The organism is uncultured Methylobacterium sp., assembly GCF_964242245.1.
GTDB lineage: Bacteria > Pseudomonadota > Alphaproteobacteria > Rhizobiales > Beijerinckiaceae > Methylobacterium.
Map to the genome: position 1 here is coordinate 16,885 of NZ_CAXTBY010000037.1, position 16,404 is coordinate 33,288.

Sequence of the window (16,404 nt, forward strand, 5' to 3'; positions counted from 1 at the left end):
TGTCAGCCCCGCGTCGCGGCGGCCTTGAGGGCGTCGGCGAACGGCATGACCCTGCCGCCCTCCGCCCCGGCCGCCGCCTCGGCATCCTGCCTGAGGAGGTAGGGCGCGATCCCGCCCTTGCCGTCGACGACGTAGAAGGCCTCGCTGGCGAACAGCTTGATGCCGCGGGCGGCGTCGAAGACGTAGGCGACGTTGACCTCGACGCCCTTGCCCTTCAGGGTGCCGAGGGCGCCCAGGGTGCAGGCGGCGCTGGCAAACGGCTGGATGTCGCCGCCCTTGATCCAGATCTCGCCGGCCCTGCGCGGATCGGTGACCGGCGTCTTGCAGAAGGAATCCTCGCCCGAGACCTCGTAGTTGGCGGTCGCCGCGCGCTGCCCGTCGTAGTCGAGGCCGCGCTCGGCGAAGACCCTGCGCAGGTAGCCCTCGTTGACCCAGCCGCCGACGTCGAACTCCTTGATGCGGTCGAGCTTCTGCAGGACCTTCACGTCCTCGCGGGCGGCGTCGACCAGCGCCGGCTTGATCGTGGGATCGACGGTCATGATCCCACCGGGCCCGAGGAAGATGTAGACCACCTCCTTGTCGGTGCCGGTCCAGGCCGCGATCTGCTCGGCGGCGCGCTTCGGATCGGCCCTGACCCAGGCCTGGGCGTCGAGGATGGCCTTGAGGTAGGCCTCGACGATCTCGGGGTGCTGCTTGGCGAAGTCCGTGCGCACCACCACGCCGTGCCACGTCGGCAGCTTGGTCTCGACACCGTCGAGGATCTTGCGGGCGAAGCCCCGGAACGGCAGCAGCTCGGCGAACGGCACGAAGTCGGCGTGCGCGTCGATCTTCCGCTCCTGGAGGTTGGTCGAGCCGACCTCCGGGCTCTGGCTGACGAGGCGGAACCACGTGGCCGGGTAGCCCTTGTCCTGGAGCACCTTGAGCACCATCCCGTGCGCCGCCGAGCCGAAGGGGACGCTGACGACCTTGCCCTTGAGGTCGTCGAAGGCGAAGTACTCAGACTCCTTGTGCACGACGATGCCGTTGCCGGAGCCGTAGAGGTTGTAGGCGGCGACCGCGATCAGCTCGGACCGGCTCTCGGGGTTGGTGCTGAAGGTGAAGCCGTTGACGACGAGGGGATAATCGCCCATCGCGCCGAACTGGAGCTTGCCGGCCATCATCCCGTTGGTGACGGGCGGGCCCGAGGTGAAGTTCTGCCAGTCGAGCTGGATCTTCACGTCGGCGTACTTGCCGGTCCGCGGCAGGTACTTCTCCAGCAGCTTGAGCTGCCGCACGATCACGCCGACGGTGGCCGTGTTGGTCGTCGTGTCCTGCGTGCCGATGCCGACCGTCAGGGTGCTCTGCGCGCACGCCAAGTCGGAGAACGCCGTGCCGGCCAGCGCGAGGAGGGCGAGCGCGCCGCGGGACCCACGCCTGGAAAGCATCGATGCCATCGTTCGCTCCACCCTCGGCCCCGGATCATCGGACCGACATCCCGAGCCATGATCGGGCGCGGGCTCGGTCGCGGGCAAACGGAGAGCGCATCCGCGAGTCGATTAGTTGCGAAAAAACCGCGGTTGCCCCGGATGTGGTGGTTTCTTGGGCGGGAAGCACCTGGATTAGGCGCCCGCCTCCCCGCCGCGCATCCGGGCGAGTGCGTCGGGCCGCCGGATCACGATCTGCGACCGGCCCGCGACGACGATGCCCTGCGCGGCGAGCCGCTTCAGGCTGATCGTGACCCACTGCCGCGTGGCGCCGACCATGTGGGCGAGGTCGGCGTGGGTGAAGGTCGCCGCGATCACGGTGCCGTCCTCCTCCGGTACGCCGTAGAGGTCGGCGAGGTGCAGGAGCAGGTGGGCGAGCCGCTCGGTGATCGAGCGGGTGCCGAGCATCTGCGCCAGCGCCGAGTAGCACCGGCCCTTGAAGGACAGGCCCTCGATCACGCCGAGCGCCAGGGTCGGGATCTGCGTCACGAGGTGGCGCAGGGCCTTGCCGGGCAGGTGCAGGACGCTCGCGTTGCTCGCCGCCATGCCCGACCAACTGTGCACGCCCTCGCCGAACACCTCCGGCCCACCGACGAAGTTGCCCGGATGCCAGTAGGCCAGGGTGATCTCGCGGGCGGACGGCGCGGTGTAGAACACCCGGATCCGGCCTGTCTCGACCAGCCAGATGCCGTCGTTCGGCATGCCTTGCGTGAAGAGCGTGGCCCCGCGGTAGAGCACCCGGCGCCGGCCCTTCTCCATCACGAGGGCGAGTTCGCGCGCGCTCAAGCCCTGGAGCAGCGGCCGCGGGCCGCCGGCCCTCGGTTCTGTCTCGGCCAGGAGGAGCGCGTTGGCCTGGAGCGAGGCGCCCGGCAGGGGATGCGCAGGCCGGAGCTTGGCGGGGGTGGTCTGCATGGCCGGCTCCTGCATCCTGCCTGCGGCAGCGCAGCAAAGCCTGTACCAGTTCCAAACTGCGGACGCCTTATCAAACCCCCATGGCGCCCGTCGCCAGGGCGTTCGCAGACGGCGCGGCGCCCCGCCCATCGGGCCGAGGCGCGGGCTCGGGCGGGCGCCGCGGTCGCCCCGCGTCAGACGGCGTCGCGGCAGCGGCCGATCGCCCAGCGGATCAGCTTGCGCACGTCCGGGTCCGGGTCCTCGGCGCGGGCTTCGAGGACGGCGAGGGTGCGCGGGTCGGCGATCTCGCCCAACGCGGCCGCAGACTCCTTGCGCAGGTTGCTGATCTCGGAGCCGAGCCCCCGGCCCAGCACGTCGACCGCCTCCCGCGCCCCGATCCTCCCGAGCGCGTTCGCGGCCTTGGTCCTGACCTGCCAGAACGGGTCGTCCATGGCCGCCATGAGCAGGGGCACCGCCTCGGGCAGGCGGATCTTGGCCACCGAGACCGCGGCCTGCTCGCGCACCTGCCAGTTCTCGTCCCGCAGGCCGGCGAGCAGGCCGGAGACGCCGGGACCGCCGGGGCGCAGGAACACCAGGGCCGCCATTGTGGCGCGGCGCACGCTCGCGTCCGGATCGCTCACGGTCGCGATCAGCGCCGGAAGGGCAGAGTCCGCCTTGAGGTAGCCGATCACGCCGAGCCCCTCGCGGCGCACCTCGGGCACGGGGCTGCGCAGGGCGCGGAGCGCGGCGCTCAGCGCGTCGGGCAGGACGAGCTCGCGCAGGGCGCGGAGCGCGGCGGCCTGGACGAAGGGGTCGGCATGCTCGGCCCGCGCGATCAGCAGCGGCCCGCAGGCGGGCTCCTTCTTCTCGGCCAGGGTGTCGGCGGCGGTGCGGCGCACGTCGTCGTCGGCATCCTCCAGCGAGCGGACGAGGCCCTCGACCACCGTCGGTCCGTCGTGCTCGTCGAGCGCCTTCGCCGCGGCGCCGCGGACCTGGGGATCGGGGTCGCCGAGCCCCTTCAGCAGCAGCACGGTCGCCTGCGGCCCCACCGCCTCGGCCAGTTCCATCATCGCGACGCGGCGGATGCCGGCGTCCGGGCTGGCGCACCGCTCGGCAAGGTCGTCGAGATCGTCCTCGAAGGTGTCGAACGCGGGCATGACCGGCCTCAGCGCAGGAGGTAGGGAATGTTGACCTTGACCGCGTTGGTCGGGCAATCGACCTCGCACGGCATGCAGTACCAGCACTCGTCGTACTTCATGTAGGCCTTCTGCCGCGTCTCATCGATCGCGAGGATATCGAGCGGGCAGACGTCGACGCAGACGCGGCAGCCCTTCTCGGCGATGCACTTGTCGTCGTCGATGACGACCGCGGCGCTCTTGGCCTGGGTGATGATCGGCATGGCGGATCTCCGACGGGTTTCGGTGGGCTACTCGGCGGCGGCCGGCGTCTTGATGCGGAGCTGGTGGTAGGCGCTCATCTCCTCGGCGGCGACCGGCACGATGAACGGCTCGACCGCGCGCTTGGCGTGCGCCATCCGCCCCTGCGCGTCCTTGAACAACACGGTGTGGCAGTTCCAGTTCGCGTCGTCGGTCTCGGGGTGGTCGACGCGCAGGTGGTAGAAGCCCCAGCGGCTCTCGGTGCGGTAGAGGGAGGCCGCCGCCGCCATGTCGGCGCAGTCGAGGATCGTCTGCATCTCCAGCGCCCGGTGCAGCTCGTGCGGGTCGCGCGCGACGAGGTGGTCGAGGTCCTCGCGGATCTCGGCGAAGCGCCGCTGGCCGAGCCGCATCTTGGCGGTGACCTTCGGCGGCTCCAGGTAGTCGTTGACGAGGCGCCGGGTCTTGAACTCCATCTCGTGGGGGGTCAGCCCGTCCTCGCGCCGGGTCGGCGCCAGCACGCGCTCCTGCTCGGCCAGGAGATCGCCCGCGTCATAGTCACCGCGCGTCGCGCCCGCGCAGTAGGCGGCGGCGTCCGCCCCGGCGATGCCGCCGTTGACGAAGGCGCCGAGCATGTAGTTGTGCGGCACGCTCGCCATGTCGCCGACGGCGTAGAGGCCGGGGATCGTGGTGCGGGCGAACGCGTCGACGAAGACGCCCGACGCCGAGTGGCCCGAGCAGAAGCCGATCTCGGAGATGTGCATCTCCACCGGGCGGCTGCGGTAGTCGGTGCCGCGCCGCTCGTGGAAGCGCCCGCGCGAGGGCCGCTCGTTGGTGTGCAGGATGGTCTCGATCTCGGAGATCGTCTCCTCGCGCAGGTGGTCCATCTTGAGGAAGACCGGGCCGTTGCCGCTCTGAAGCTCGCGCCAGAACTCGAGCATCATCTGGCCGGACCAGTAATCGCACTCGATGAAGCGGTCGCCCTTGTTGTTGGCGGTGAATCCGCCGAACGGCCCGGTGACGTAGGCGCAGGAGGGGCCGTTGTAGTCCTTGATCAAGGGGTTGATCTGGTAGCATTCGAGGTTCGCGAGGTGCGCGCCGGCGTGATAGGCCATCGCGTAGCCGTCGCCGCAATTGGCCGCGTTCTCGTAGGTCCCGAACATGTACCCGGAGGCCGGGAGGCCGAGGCGCCCGGCGGCGCCGCAGGCCAGCACCACGGCCTTGGCCCTGACCACCAGGAACTCGGAGGTGCGGGTGTTGACGCCGACAGCCCCGCTGATGCGGCCGTCCGCGTCCTTCAGCAGGCGGGTCGCCATGTAGCGGTTGGTGACGTTGACCTGGAGGCGGCGCAACTGCCGGTAGAGCACCTTCTTGACGTTGTGGCCCTCGGGCATCGGCAGCACGTAGGTCCCCATGTGGTGGACCTTGCGCATGTTGTACTCGCCCGCGCCGTCCTTCTCGAACTTGACCCCGAGCTTGTCGAGGTACTGGATCATCGGGAAGGAGCCCTGCGCGTAGGCCATCACCGCCCGCTGGTCGACGATGCCGTCGTTGGCGACCGTGATCTCCTTCACGTACTGCTCGGGGGTGGCGTAGCCGGGCACGACGGCGTTGTTGAGCCCGTCCATGCCCATGCTGATCGCGCCGGAGCGCTTCACGTTCGCCTTCTCCATCAGGAGGACGCGCAGGGAAGGATCGGCTTCCTTGGCCTTGATCGCGGCCATCGGGCCGCCGGTGCCGCCGCCGATCACGAGGATGTCGGTCTCGATGATCTCGGTCTTCGTGCCAGGGTTGAAGGCGCTCATGGCGGTCTCTCGCTTCCAGGGCGCGGCCGGGGCCTCGCGCGGATGTCGGGCGGACGGGTTCGCGGATGTATCAAGGTGCGGCGTTCAGGCCGCGAGGGCGGCGTCGCGCTCCGCGAGCGCCAGTTCGCGCAGGTAGACCCACGGGAAGATCCCGCGGGCGTGGCCGTCCGAGAAGGCGACGTGCACGGCGTAGCCGCCCATCGGCACGATCCGCGTCACCGCCACCGCCTCGAAGGCCATCGGGAAGCGGGCCTCGATCCGCTCCCGCGTGCACCACGCGCAGCGGCAGCGCAGCCGCATCCGCGCCGCCGGCAGGACGGCGCTCGTGCCGTCGTGCCACGTCAGGCGGAGGCTCTGCCCGCCGCGGGCGAGGACGGCCTCGGCCGGCGCCGCCTCGGGATCGAAGGGAGGCGGGGAGGGAAGCCTCATCACGCCGTTCGCCATCCGCTGCTCCTGCCCAACTGACGGCATTGGACGCGACGGGCCGGTCATCGGACAGCAATTAGTTGCTCGAAACCACTGATGCCGCGCCGGGACCGTCGGGCCGGACGACCTTCCCGGCGGGCCTTATCGGAGGCCGCCGTCGCTCAGGCGGTACCAGGCGATCACGGCCGAGACGTAGAGCCGGTGGAAGGCGTGCAGCGGCAGCCGGCCGAGGGGCGTGATCGGAAGCGGCAGGGCGTCGGCGTCGCCCTCCGCGATGTAGGCGGCGATGGCGCGCCCCATCGTCGATTGCAGGCCGACGCCGCGGCCCTGGCAGCCGATGTCGATGAGCAGGCCCGGCGCCGGCTCGTGCAGGTGCGGCAGGAAATCCCGCGTGATCGCGACGCGGCCGCACCAGCGATGCGCGAACGTCACCGCACCGAGCTGCGGGAAGAGCTTGCCGACGATGCGCTCCAGGTGGGCCCAGTCCCCCGGCCCCCGCGGCTCCCGGAACGGGCCGCGCCCGCCCATCAGCAGGCGCCCGGTGTGGTCGAGGCGGAAGTAGAGCAGGAGCTTTCGCGTGTCGGACGAGACCTGCCCCTCCGGCAGGATCGAGCGGCGCAGGTTGTCCGACAGCGGCGCGGTGGCGACCTGGAAGGAGTTGGCCGCGATGACGCTCTGGGCGAGATCCGGCCAGAGGGCGCCGGTGTAGCCGTTGGTGCACAGGACGACGCGCTCGGTGTGCAGGTGCGCGCCCTGCGCGGTCGTGACGGTCCAGTCCGACCCCGTCCGGGCGAGGCCGGTGACGGGGGTGCCGCCGTGGATCGCTGCGCCCGCGCCGATCGCCGCGCGGGCGAGCCCGCGGGCGTAGCTCAGCGGCTGCACCGCGCCGCCGCGCCCGTCGAGCCAGCCGCCGAGGTAGCGCTCGGTGCCGAGCAGCCGGTCGGTCTCGGCCTTGTCGAGGACGCGGGCCGGCGCGCCGAGCGCGGCCCACTGCGTCGCCCGCTGCTCGACCTCCCGCACCCCCGCCTCGGTGTGCGCCCCCTGAATCCAGCCCGTCCGCCGATGCGGCACGTCCATCCCGTGGCGCTCGATGAGGTCGAACACGGTGTCGGCGGTGCCGCCGGCAAAGCGGGCGAGGCGCTCGCCCCGCTCCGTCCCGAACTTCGCGACGAGGTCGGCGGGATCGTACTTGAGGCCTGGAATGACCTGACCGCCGTTGCGCCCGGACCCGCCGAAGCCGACCTCCCGCGCCTCCAGCACCACGGCGCGGATGCCGCGCTCGGCCAAGTGCAGGGCGGTCGAGAGGCCGCAATAGCCGCCGCCGACGATCACCACGTCCGCCCGGCCCGAGGCGGCAAGCGGCGGGGTCTCGGGTGCGGGCGCGGCCGTGGCGGCCCAGAGCGACGGCGCGAGGGGAAACGGCTCCGACAAGGCGGTTCCTAGGGCATTTTCAAGCGAGGTGGTTGCCGGCTCGCATGAAGAAAACGCGACCACGCAAGGAGACAGAGCATTTTTCGTGATCCGGGGATCATGGACAATGCTCTAGATCGGATGCAGCACGCGCTGCAGGAAATCCAGCGTGCGCGGGTGCCGGGGATGGTTGAGGATCTCGGCGGCCGGTCCCTGCTCGACCAGCACGCCGCCGTCGAGGAACAGCACCCGGTCGGCGACCTCGCGGGCAAAGCCCATCTCGTGGGTCACGACGATCATCGTCATGCCGTCGGCGGCGAGCCCGCGCATCACGCGCAGCACGTCGCCGACGAGTTCGGGGTCCAGCGCCGAGGTCGGCTCGTCGAACAGGATCGCGTCCGGCCGCATGGCGAGCGCCCGCGCGATCGCGACCCGCTGCTGCTGCCCGCCGGACAGTTCGCCCGGCCGCGCGTCCTCCTTGCCCGACAGGCCGACCCGGGCGAGCAGCGCCCGGGCGCGCGCCTCGGCCTCCGCGCGGGGCTCGCCCTTCACGTGGACCGGCCCCTCGATCACGTTCTCGATCGCGGTGCGGTTGGAGAACAGGTTGAAGCGCTGGAACACCATCGAGACCCGCGTCCGGATCGCCTTGATGCCGCGGCTGTTCCGGTCGACCAACTGGCCGGCGACGCGGATCTCGCCGCCCTCGTAGGCCTCCAGCCCGTTGATGCAGCGCAGCAGCGTCGACTTGCCGGAGCCCGACGGCCCGATCACGCACACGACCTCGCCCTTCGTCACGGTGGCCGAGACGCCCTTGATGACCTCCAGCGCGCCGTAACGCTTGCGCACGTCGGTGAGCGCGATCACCGGTAGCGCGCCCGCGCCTCGAAGTGGCGCACCAGCAGGATCAGCGGCAGGCTCAAGGCGAGGTACATCAGCGCCACCAGGGTGAAGACGCTGGTGTTCTTGAAGGTCGAGGAGGCGATGAGCTTGCCCTGGAGGGCGAGTTCGGCAACCGTGATGGTCGAGGCCTGCGAGGAATCCTTCAGCATCATGATCATGATGTTGCCGTAGGGCGGCAGCGCGATCTGCACCGCCTGCGGCAGGATCACCCGGCGCATGGTCATCCACCAGCCCATGCCGATCGCGTGGGCCGCCTCGACCTGGCCGCGGTCCACCGCCTCGATGCCGGCGCGGAAGTTCTCGGCCTGATAGGCGGAGTAGGCGATACCCAGCCCGACGACCGCCGCCTGGACCGCGCTGAGCGAGACGCCGAAGTCGGGCATCACGAAGTAGATGTAGAACAGTTGCACGATGATCGGGATGCCGCGCAGCAGGTTGATCATCACCGTGCTGAAGCCCGCGAGCAGCGGGATGCCCGACACCCGCAGGATCGCCCAGAACAACCCGAGCAGCGTCGAGACGACGAGGGAGGCGAGCGTGATCAGGATCGTGAGGCGAACGCCCTGGAGCAGGATCGGCAGGTATTCCTGCGCGTCGGCGAGGAACTCCCGCACGCCGCTCAGGACCGGTCGGCCGAGGGCGGCAGGCCCCACTTGGTCAGGATCTTCTGGACGGTCCCGTCGGCCTTGAGCTTGGCCAGCGCCGCATCGATCCTGCCCAGCAGGTCGGCGTCGGCCTTGCGCACGCTGATGCCGACGGAGGCGACGACGGCGGGCTTGAGGGTCTCGACAATCCTGACGCCGGGAAACAGGCCCTGCTTGACGTAGTAGGCGAGGATCGGCGCGTCGGCGAAGCCCGCCTTGAGCCGCCCGGCATTCACGTCCCGGATGATGTCGGGGATGGTGTCGTAGATCTTCACCTCGGCAAACAGCCCGGATTTCTTCAGCGGCTCGACGAAGGCGGTGCCGACCTGGGCGCCCACCGTCTCGCCCTTGAGGTCGGCGAACGACGCGTAGTCCCGCGCGTCGGCCTTCGGGACGATCAGCCCCTCGCCGTAGCTGTAGACCGGCTCGGAGAAGGCGACGATCTCCTTGCGCGGGGCCGTGATGAACATCGCCGCCGAGATGATGTCGATCTTCGAGGCGGTGAGCGCCGGGATCAGCGTCGAGAACTGCAGCGGCTCGACGGCGACGGAAAAGCCCGCCTGCCGGCCGACCTCGGTCACCAGATCGACCATCACGCCCTGGATGGTGTTGGTCTTGGTGTCGAGGAAGGTGAAGGGCAGACCGGTCGCCGTGGCCCCCACCCTGAGCGTCGGCTCGGCCCGGGCCGGCCCGCCGAGCAGGAGGGCGAGAACGGCACACAGGCCGGGGAACAGGTTTCTCATCGCACGACCCCCGGTCGGACCGTCATGCCATCGGGCGAGGCCGTTCCCGCTGCTTTCATGTCGATGAAGAATACCGCACGCCTGCGCGCTCGACGCAAGGACGTTTCACGTGCATGAAACCGGGATTGAGATTGCAGGGTGATGCCGCGGTGAGCAGTCCCAAGCTCCGGGAAACCGCCTCCGGCGATCCGGTCGACGTCGCCGTGGGCCGGCGCCTGCGCGCGCTGCGGCAGGGGCGGGGACTGTCGCTGGAGAAGGTGGCCGCGCGCACCGGCCTCTCGATCGGGTTCGTCAGCCAGGTCGAGCGCGGCCTGTCCTCGCCCTCGCTGCGGGTGCTGGCGCTCCTGGCCGACACCCTCGAGACCGGGATCGGCGGCCTGTTCGAACCCGGGGGGACGGACCGCGATCCGATCGTCGTGTCCGAGCGGGACCGGCCCGAGCTTCGGCTCTGGCGGGCCGGCATCACCAAGCAACTGCTGACGCCGGTGTCGGGGACGCGCGGCCTCAGCCTGTTCCGCACCGTCCTCGAACCCGGGGCCAGCACCGGTGCGGACCTCTTCACCCACGACGGCGAGGAGGCCGGCTTGGTCCTCGAAGGGCGCCTGACGCTCGTGGTCGAAACCCGGACGCTGCACCTCGCCGAGGGCGACGGCTTCCGCTTCGCGAGCCGACGGCCGCACCGCTTCGGCAATCCGTCCGCGCGCGCGCGCGCAGTCGTCCTGTGGGTCAACGCGATCTGCGCGAACGCCGACGCCTGAACCGCCCGGGCGACGAACCGGCGTTTCCTTCGTCCGAGCGTGCCCTACACGTCGCCGCCGAGGCGGGCGGAGCGCCCGGGCACGAAGGAGCCCCTGTTGGCCAAGCTCGGCAAGGCGTCCTGTCCGCCTCCGGGCACGACGACGAGGCGCTGGATCTCACCGCGCAGGTAGGCCTGCAGGAACGCGTCGTAATTCTTGAACGACACGCAGCCGTTCGAGGCGCCGCTCGGGCCCAGCATGTAGGTGTGGGCGAGCAGCCCGACCCGGCCGTAGACGGCGGCCTCGCCGTCTACGGGGCTGAGGCGCAGCGCCCGCACCCCGTGGAAGGGCTGCGCGCGCTCCGCGACGTCGTAGGTGCCCGGCGGCGTCGCGCCGCGCATCCGAAGGTGCACGGTGCGCGGGTCGTCCATGGCCTCGCCGAGGCCAGAATGCGCCTCCAGCCTCTGGCCGCTCGGCAGGGTCACGGTGCGCGCGCTGATGTCGTAGACCGCGGTTCCCGTTCCCCCCGCCGGAGGGAGCTGGGGGATGAGCCGCCGGCGCGGCAGCGCGTCGGCCGGGCTGCGCTCCAGCGCCGCGTAGGCCAGCGCGGGCGCGGGTGACCGCTCCACGCCGAACAGCTTCTCGAAGAACGAGCGGGTGTCCTCCGCCGGTGCAGGCGCGGTCGCAACGGCCCGGGGCGTCCGCCGGTCCGCCCGGCGCACCCGCTCCGCACCGCTCGGACGTCGGAATTCGGGCGGGCGGGGCACCGGCAGCGGGACGGTCTGCGCCAGCCGGCTCGTTTCCTGGGGCGAGGCCTCCGGCGGCGGAGCGGGCTCCCCTTGCGCGGAGGGCGTTGACGGCTCGGCATCGGCGCCGGGCGGCCATACGCCCGGCATCGGCTCCAGCAAAGCGCTCCGCCACGTGGCCGGCGCCTCGATACCTAAGCAGGCTTGCGTGGCTTCGACCACGCAAGCCTGCTTAGATCTCCTCGTTGTCGCATCATTTTTCTCCGCGAACCGCGGTCCACTCAGCGGGATGATGCTCAGGGCGGGCACCGGTTCCGTCGCGTCGGCGCCCGGGGATGACTTGGTCAGGACGGCCTCTTCCGTGGGCGCCGGGATCGGAGCCTGCACCGCGCCGACGCGAGGGCCGACGGAGGGCGCGCGGCTCGACGACGACGGGCCGCCCAGGGCGAGGGCGCCCAGGATCGCGACGAGGGCCGCCGCGGGCATGACCCGGCCGGCGGCCCCATCGGACACGCGCACCTGCGCAACGGAGCCGCGGAGCGGCAGGAAGTCCCGGACCATGCGGACGCCTCGTCCCTGACGCCGATGTCCGCCGAGCATCGCTGCATCTTCCACCGAGGCGTGAAGACGAGCGGCAGGAGAATCACCGGTCCGGCCCGATCGGCCGTGCGGCAGCGAGCCGAGGGCGGCCGGCTTTTCTCGGGCGAGACTGTGGTCGATCCGCGATCAATCGTGGCGGTTCGCCGCCCGGCGGCGGGGTCGGGTCGATGCCCGCGGAAGGAATCGGCGTTCCTCGCGCAACGCCCGACGCACCGTCGTCGTTCGCCTGACGGCGGCGGTCGGACGAACGCTGCGAGGCGCCCTTATTCCCCGTCGATCTGCCGGCCCATCAGCGCGATGGCCCGCTGATACACCGAGGCCGCGTTCCAGCCCTGGAGCGCGGCGAAGTTGGCCTCGCCCGGCTGGTAGCCCGCCCCGGCCTGCCAGCCGTGGCCCTTCAGGAAGTTCGCCGTCGAGGTCAGGGCGGCGCCGACGTTGTTGAGATCACCGCCGGTGCCGTAGGTCAGGACGTTCTTGGGCAGGAACTGGGTGTGGCCGACCTCGCCGTGCGCGGCACCCCGCGTGCTGGCCGAGAGCAAGCCGCGATCGATCAGCGTCAGGGCCGCGTAGAGCTGATCGGTGAAGTAGGCCGACCGGCGGCAATCGTAGGCGAGCGTCGCCACCGCCGACAGCGTGTTGACGTTGCCGCGCACGGCGCCGAAGCCCGTCTCCATGCCCCAGATCGCGAGCAGCGGTCCGGGCGGGACGCCGTAGCGCTGCTCGATCGACGAGAACAGGGCCGCGTTCTGCCGCTTGAGGCCCCGCCCGCGCGAGACGATGGTGGAGGCGCCGCGCTTGGCCAGGAACTGATCGAGCGACAGGCGGAAGCTGCGCTGGCCGCGGTCCGCGGAGATGGTCGCCGTCGAGTAGGACGTGCCCATCAGGGCCGACAGGCTCTCCGCGCTCGCCCGGCCCCGCGCCTCGCCGGCGAACTCCCGCTTCCACGCCTCGAAGCCGCCGGCCGCGTTGCCGCACTGGGCGGCCTGCGCCGCGCCGCCCGCGCAGGCGAGCGCCGCGAAGGCCAGGGTCGCCAAAACCTTGTACCGCAGGGTTTCACGCCGCTTGTGGTCGCTCACTCGAAATCTCCCTCGGTCGCCGCGGCGAAGCTCGGTCCCGCCCGGCGTAAAAGCCCGATCGCCCATCGCCGTTCGGCCGACGCTCGCAGGGGCACCGCTGCATCCGCGAAGCTGTGTAGCGGACGGCGCGGCCTGATATAAGGCCGCGATCGATGCCGAGGAGACGTTCATGAAGGTTGTGGCAGATCTGTGCATCGTGCCCATGGGCGTCGGACCGTCGGTCTCCCCTTACGTGAAGGCGATCAAGGCGATCGTGGATGCCAGCCCCCTCCGGACGGAGATGCACGCCAACGGCACGAACATCGAGGGGGAGCTCGCCGACATCTGCGCGCTCGTCGAACGGTGCGAGGCCAAGCTCAGCGCGATGGGCGTCCAGCGCGTGTTCTGCACGATGACCTTCTCGTGGCGCCACGACAAGGACCAGTCGATGGCCGAGAAGCTCAGCGCGGTCTCCTGACCTCCGCACCCATGTCCGCTCCGAGGCCGCCTTATCACAGGCGTCACGATGCGCGAGGCTCCCGTGCTCACGTCCCTGCACGCTCGCGGGGCTCGACTCCCGCATGGATCAGCGGATCCTTTGGAGGGCGCCGGTACTTTATTGCAAGGCACCTGCGTCGCGATCGTCCGTTGGTTTTTGGTGCACTGCATTATGACAAGTCGAGCCTGTTGAAACCATCTCCGCGAACGGCTCCGTCTCAAGGTAGATCCTCGCCGCAGCACCGACTGGCGACAGGAAATTTTTGTCAGGCGACGAAACTGAACGCTTGAACGCAAACGGCATTCCTGTTCCGATAGGATTTAGAACAGGAACAAACTAGGTAGGAAAATATGCCTCGTTTCGAGCCTTGGAGCGTGCCCCGCGCATCCGGGATCATCGCCGAACACAGCCATCTCGAAGGGGCCACGCTCCCGATCCTGCACGCCTTGCAGGAGACCTTCGGCTACGTCGACGCGGGCGCCGTGCCGCTGATCGCGGACGCGCTGAACTTGTCGCGGGCCGAAGTCCACGGCTGCATCACGTTCTACCACGATTTTCGCGATCACCCGGCCGGGCGGCACGCGGTGAAGCTGTGCCGGGCCGAGGCCTGCCAGGCGATGGGCTCCGACCGGCTGCACGCCGAGATCCTGTCGCGTTTGGGCACCGGGTGGCACGGCACCACGGCCGACGGCAACGCCACCGTCGAGCCGGTCTACTGCCTGGGCTTGTGCTCCAACGGCCCCGCGGCGCTCGTCGACGGCGAACCGATCGCCCGGCTGACCGCGGACGCCCTCGTAGCGGCGCTGAGCGAGGTCCGCGCATGAGCGTCACGATCACCATTCCCCGCGACGCCGTGGCGTTGGGCCTCGGCGCCAACCGCATCGCCCGTGCGCTGTTTGCCGGTGCCGAGCGCCGCGGCCTCGACGTGACCATCGTCCGCACCGGCTCGCGCGGCCTCGCTTGGCTCGAGCCGATGGTCGAGGTCGCAACGCCTGCGGGCCGCATCGCCTACGGCCCAGTGACCCTCGCCGACGTCGACGCGCTCCTCGACGCCGGCCTGACCGAGGGCGGGGCCCACCCGCTCCGCCTCGGCAACCCCGAAGAGATCCCGTTCCTGGCGCGCCAGCAGCGCCTCACCTTCCACCGCTGTGGCGTGGTCGATCCGGTCTCGGTCGAGGATTACCGCGCCCACGGCGGCTACCGTGGCCTGGAGGCTGCGCTGAAGCTTGAGCCCGAGGGCATCGTCGCGGAGGTTCGCGAGTCGGGCCTGCGCGGGCGCGGCGGCGCGGGTTTCCCGGCCGGCATCAAGTGGAACACGGTGATGCTGGCCCGTGCGGACCAGAAGTACGTGGTCTGCAACGCGGACGAGGGCGATTCCGGCACCTTCGCCGACCGGATGATGATGGAGGGCGACCCCTTCAACCTCATCGAGGGCATGACCATCGCCGCCGTCGCCGTCGGCGCGACGCGGGGCTACATCTACCTGCGCTCGGAGTACCCGCAGGCTTTCGCGACCCTGAAGGAGGCCATCGCCAACGGCATCGCGGCGGGCGTGCTCGGCGAGAACGTGATGGGGTCGGGCAAGGCGTTCCATCTGGAAGTCCGCCTCGGGGCCGGCGCCTACATCTGCGGCGAGGAGACCTCGCTGCTGGAAAGCCTGGAGGGCCGCCGCGGCATCGTCCGGGCCAAGCCCCCGATCCCGGCGCTGAAGGGCTTCCTCGGCAAGCCGACGCTGGTCAACAACGTGATGACCTTCACGGCGACCCCCTGGATCCTGGAGCACGGCGCCAAGGCCTACGCCGATTACGGCATGGGCCGCTCGCTCGGCACGCTGCCGATCCAGCTCGCCGGCAACATCAAGCACGGCGGCCTGATCGAGATCGCCTTCGGCATCACGCTCCGTGAGGTGATCGAGGGTTTTGGCGGGGGCACCTTCTCCGGGCGCCCGGTGCGCGCGGTGCAGGTCGGCGGCCCGCTCGGCGCCTACTTCCCCGACCACCTCCTCGATACGCCGCTGGACTACGAGGCGATGACGGCGGCCAAGGGCCTCGTCGGCCACGGCGGCATCGTGGTGTTCGACGACACCGTCGACATGGCCAAACAAGCCCGGTTCGCGTTCGAGTTCTGCGCGACCGAGAGCTGCGGCAAGTGCACCCCCTGCCGCATCGGCGCGACCCGCGGCGTCGAGACGATGGACAAGGTCATCGCCGGAATCAGCCCTGAGCGGAACCTCGCCGTCATCGCCGACCTTTGTGAAGTCATGACCGACGGTTCCCTCTGCGCCATGGGCGGGCTTACGCCAATGCCCGTGATGAGCGCGATCACCCACTTCCCCGAAGATTTTTCCCGCGTGGGCGACTTGCCCATCGCGGCGGAATGAGGAGACAGCCGATGGCCCTCATCAAAGAGATCGATTACGGCACGCCGATCCGTGTCTCCGAGCAAACCGTCACTCTGACGATCGACGGGATGGACATCACCGTGCCTGCGGGTACATCGGTGATGGCGGCGGCGATGACCGCCGGCACGCAGATTCCGAAGCTTTGCGCCACCGACTCGCTGGAGCCGTTCGGCTCCTGCCGCCTCTGCCTCGTCGAGATCGAGGGGCGGCGCGGCACGCCGGCCTCCTGCACGACGCCCGCCGAGAACGGCATGGTGGTGCGCACGCAGACGGACAAGCTGGCCAAGCTCCGCAAGGGGGTGATGGAGCTCTACATCTCCGACCACCCGCTCACCTGCCTCACCTGCGCCGCCAACGGCGACTGCGAGTTGCAGGACATGGCTGGCGTGGTGGGCCTGCGCGACGTGCGCTACGGCTACGAGGGCGACAACCACGTGGCGCCCAGCGCCGAGAAGTACCTGCCTAAGGACGAGTCGAACCCGTACTTCACCTACGACCCGTCGAAGTGCATCGTCTGCAACCGGTGCGTCCGCGCCTGCGAGGAGGTGCAGGGCACCTTCGCGCTGACGATCAGCGGTCGCGGCTTCGACTCGCGCGTGGCCGCCGGTCCGACGAACTTCATGGAATCCGAGTGCGTGTCCTGCGGCGCCTGCGTCCAGGCCTGCCCGACCGCGACGCTCCAGGAGAAGTCGATCCACCAGCACGGCCAGC

At 70.3% G+C, this 16,404-nt stretch carries 17 protein-coding genes; 5 read left to right on the forward strand and 12 right to left on the reverse strand.

The features are described from left to right. Positions 1 to 2: 2 nt before the first annotated feature. The 10 genes from ACFE8Y_RS10555 to ACFE8Y_RS10600 all read right to left on the reverse strand — a co-directional run bounded on the left by ACFE8Y_RS10555 (position 3) and on the right by ACFE8Y_RS10600 (position 9,655). Positions 3 to 1,433 carry an ABC transporter substrate-binding protein gene (locus tag ACFE8Y_RS10555; RefSeq protein ID WP_375464337.1) on the reverse strand — a complete coding sequence of 477 codons (1,431 nt, stop codon included), beginning with the start codon at positions 1,431 to 1,433 and terminating at the stop codon, positions 3 to 5. Positions 1,434 to 1,598: 165 nt separating this feature from the next. Beyond that, positions 1,599 to 2,375 carry a Crp/Fnr family transcriptional regulator gene (locus ACFE8Y_RS10560; RefSeq protein WP_375464338.1) on the reverse strand — a complete coding sequence of 259 codons (777 nt, stop codon included), beginning with the start codon at positions 2,373 to 2,375 and terminating at the stop codon, positions 1,599 to 1,601. Positions 2,376 to 2,548: 173 nt separating this feature from the next. Further along, complete coding sequence (locus ACFE8Y_RS10565; protein ID WP_375464339.1) at positions 2,549 to 3,511, reverse strand: HEAT repeat domain-containing protein; 963 nt, start codon at positions 3,509 to 3,511, stop codon at positions 2,549 to 2,551. A gap of 8 nt (positions 3,512 to 3,519) precedes the next feature. Beyond that, entirely contained in the window at positions 3,520 to 3,753 is a 234-nt protein-coding gene (locus ACFE8Y_RS10570) for a ferredoxin family protein (protein ID WP_015952121.1), read from the reverse strand. Between the two features lie 27 nt (positions 3,754 to 3,780). Continuing rightward, positions 3,781 to 5,532 carry a fumarate reductase/succinate dehydrogenase flavoprotein subunit gene (locus ACFE8Y_RS10575; protein ID WP_375464340.1) on the reverse strand — a complete coding sequence of 584 codons (1,752 nt, stop codon included), beginning with the start codon at positions 5,530 to 5,532 and terminating at the stop codon, positions 3,781 to 3,783. An 84-nt stretch (positions 5,533 to 5,616) separates the two neighbouring features. Next, positions 5,617 to 5,961 carry a DUF971 domain-containing protein gene (locus ACFE8Y_RS10580; protein WP_375464341.1) on the reverse strand — a complete coding sequence of 115 codons (345 nt, stop codon included), beginning with the start codon at positions 5,959 to 5,961 and terminating at the stop codon, positions 5,617 to 5,619. A gap of 138 nt (positions 5,962 to 6,099) precedes the next feature. Then, positions 6,100 to 7,389, reverse strand: coding sequence for an NAD(P)/FAD-dependent oxidoreductase (locus ACFE8Y_RS10585; RefSeq protein WP_375464342.1), 1,290 nt, complete (start codon positions 7,387 to 7,389; stop codon positions 6,100 to 6,102). Positions 7,390 to 7,500: 111 nt separating this feature from the next. Next, the gene (locus tag ACFE8Y_RS10590; protein ID WP_375464343.1) at positions 7,501 to 8,232 is read right to left on the reverse strand and encodes an amino acid ABC transporter ATP-binding protein; all 732 of its coding nucleotides are present in this window, start codon (positions 8,230 to 8,232) and stop codon (positions 7,501 to 7,503) included. Continuing rightward, a complete protein-coding gene (locus ACFE8Y_RS10595; protein ID WP_375464356.1) occupies positions 8,229 to 8,882 on the reverse strand; it encodes an amino acid ABC transporter permease in 654 nt (217 codons plus the stop codon). Before ACFE8Y_RS10595 ends, ACFE8Y_RS10590 begins: the two co-directional genes overlap by 4 nt. A gap of 5 nt (positions 8,883 to 8,887) precedes the next feature. Continuing rightward, positions 8,888 to 9,655 carry an ABC transporter substrate-binding protein gene (locus ACFE8Y_RS10600; RefSeq protein ID WP_375464344.1) on the reverse strand — a complete coding sequence of 256 codons (768 nt, stop codon included), beginning with the start codon at positions 9,653 to 9,655 and terminating at the stop codon, positions 8,888 to 8,890. 113 nt (positions 9,656 to 9,768) lie between these two features. On the opposite strand from ACFE8Y_RS10600, the gene ACFE8Y_RS10605 reads away from it, so the two are divergent. Next, positions 9,769 to 10,413, forward strand: coding sequence for a cupin domain-containing protein (locus tag ACFE8Y_RS10605; RefSeq protein ID WP_375464345.1), 645 nt, complete (start codon positions 9,769 to 9,771; stop codon positions 10,411 to 10,413). 44 nt (positions 10,414 to 10,457) lie between these two features. On the opposite strand, the gene ACFE8Y_RS10610 is transcribed toward ACFE8Y_RS10605, so the two are convergent. Both ACFE8Y_RS10610 and ACFE8Y_RS10615 read right to left on the reverse strand, forming a co-directional pair. Next, entirely contained in the window at positions 10,458 to 11,699 is a 1,242-nt protein-coding gene (locus ACFE8Y_RS10610; RefSeq protein ID WP_375464346.1) for a tlde1 domain-containing protein, read from the reverse strand. 302 nt (positions 11,700 to 12,001) lie between these two features. Continuing rightward, entirely contained in the window at positions 12,002 to 12,814 is an 813-nt protein-coding gene (locus tag ACFE8Y_RS10615) for a lytic transglycosylase domain-containing protein (protein WP_375464347.1), read from the reverse strand. Positions 12,815 to 12,983: 169 nt separating this feature from the next. On the opposite strand from ACFE8Y_RS10615, the gene ACFE8Y_RS10620 reads away from it, so the two are divergent. From ACFE8Y_RS10620 to ACFE8Y_RS10635, 4 genes are all read left to right on the forward strand, one after another. Next, the gene (locus ACFE8Y_RS10620; RefSeq protein ID WP_375464348.1) at positions 12,984 to 13,271 is read left to right on the forward strand and encodes an MTH1187 family thiamine-binding protein; all 288 of its coding nucleotides are present in this window, start codon (positions 12,984 to 12,986) and stop codon (positions 13,269 to 13,271) included. Between the two features lie 371 nt (positions 13,272 to 13,642). Next, positions 13,643 to 14,116: a formate dehydrogenase subunit gamma gene (locus ACFE8Y_RS10625; RefSeq protein WP_375464349.1), complete on the forward strand. Its 474-nt coding sequence runs from the start codon at positions 13,643 to 13,645 to the stop codon at positions 14,114 to 14,116. Continuing rightward, complete coding sequence (locus ACFE8Y_RS10630; protein WP_375464350.1) at positions 14,113 to 15,672, forward strand: formate dehydrogenase beta subunit; 1,560 nt, start codon at positions 14,113 to 14,115, stop codon at positions 15,670 to 15,672. The genes ACFE8Y_RS10625 and ACFE8Y_RS10630 overlap by 4 nt, the downstream gene beginning before the upstream one ends. An 11-nt stretch (positions 15,673 to 15,683) precedes the next feature. Next, a partial coding sequence (locus ACFE8Y_RS10635; RefSeq protein WP_375464351.1) for a 2Fe-2S iron-sulfur cluster-binding protein occupies positions 15,684 to 16,404 on the forward strand: 721 nt, incomplete at its 3' end.

Bases quoted from the DNA above. Each gene is read 5' to 3' on its own strand.
- ACFE8Y_RS10555 (WP_375464337.1), bottom strand. From the start codon at position 1,433: ATGGCATCGATGCTTTCCAGGCGTGGGTCCCGCGGCGCGCTCGCCCTC.
- ACFE8Y_RS10560 (WP_375464338.1), bottom strand. From the start codon at position 2,375: ATGCAGACCACCCCCGCCAAGCTCCGGCCTGCGCATCCCCTGCCGGGC.
- ACFE8Y_RS10565 (WP_375464339.1), bottom strand. From the start codon at position 3,511: ATGCCCGCGTTCGACACCTTCGAGGACGATCTCGACGACCTTGCCGAG.
- ACFE8Y_RS10570 (WP_015952121.1), bottom strand. From the start codon at position 3,753: ATGCCGATCATCACCCAGGCCAAGAGCGCCGCGGTCGTCATCGACGAC.
- ACFE8Y_RS10575 (WP_375464340.1), bottom strand. From the start codon at position 5,532: ATGAGCGCCTTCAACCCTGGCACGAAGACCGAGATCATCGAGACCGAC.
- ACFE8Y_RS10580 (WP_375464341.1), bottom strand. From the start codon at position 5,961: ATGAGGCTTCCCTCCCCGCCTCCCTTCGATCCCGAGGCGGCGCCGGCC.
- ACFE8Y_RS10600 (WP_375464344.1), bottom strand. From the start codon at position 9,655: ATGAGAAACCTGTTCCCCGGCCTGTGTGCCGTTCTCGCCCTCCTGCTC.
- ACFE8Y_RS10605 (WP_375464345.1), top strand. From the start codon at position 9,769: ATGAAACCGGGATTGAGATTGCAGGGTGATGCCGCGGTGAGCAGTCCC.
- ACFE8Y_RS10610 (WP_375464346.1), bottom strand. From the start codon at position 11,699: ATGGTCCGGGACTTCCTGCCGCTCCGCGGCTCCGTTGCGCAGGTGCGC.
- ACFE8Y_RS10620 (WP_375464348.1), top strand. From the start codon at position 12,984: ATGAAGGTTGTGGCAGATCTGTGCATCGTGCCCATGGGCGTCGGACCG.
- ACFE8Y_RS10625 (WP_375464349.1), top strand. From the start codon at position 13,643: ATGCCTCGTTTCGAGCCTTGGAGCGTGCCCCGCGCATCCGGGATCATC.
- ACFE8Y_RS10630 (WP_375464350.1), top strand. From the start codon at position 14,113: ATGAGCGTCACGATCACCATTCCCCGCGACGCCGTGGCGTTGGGCCTC.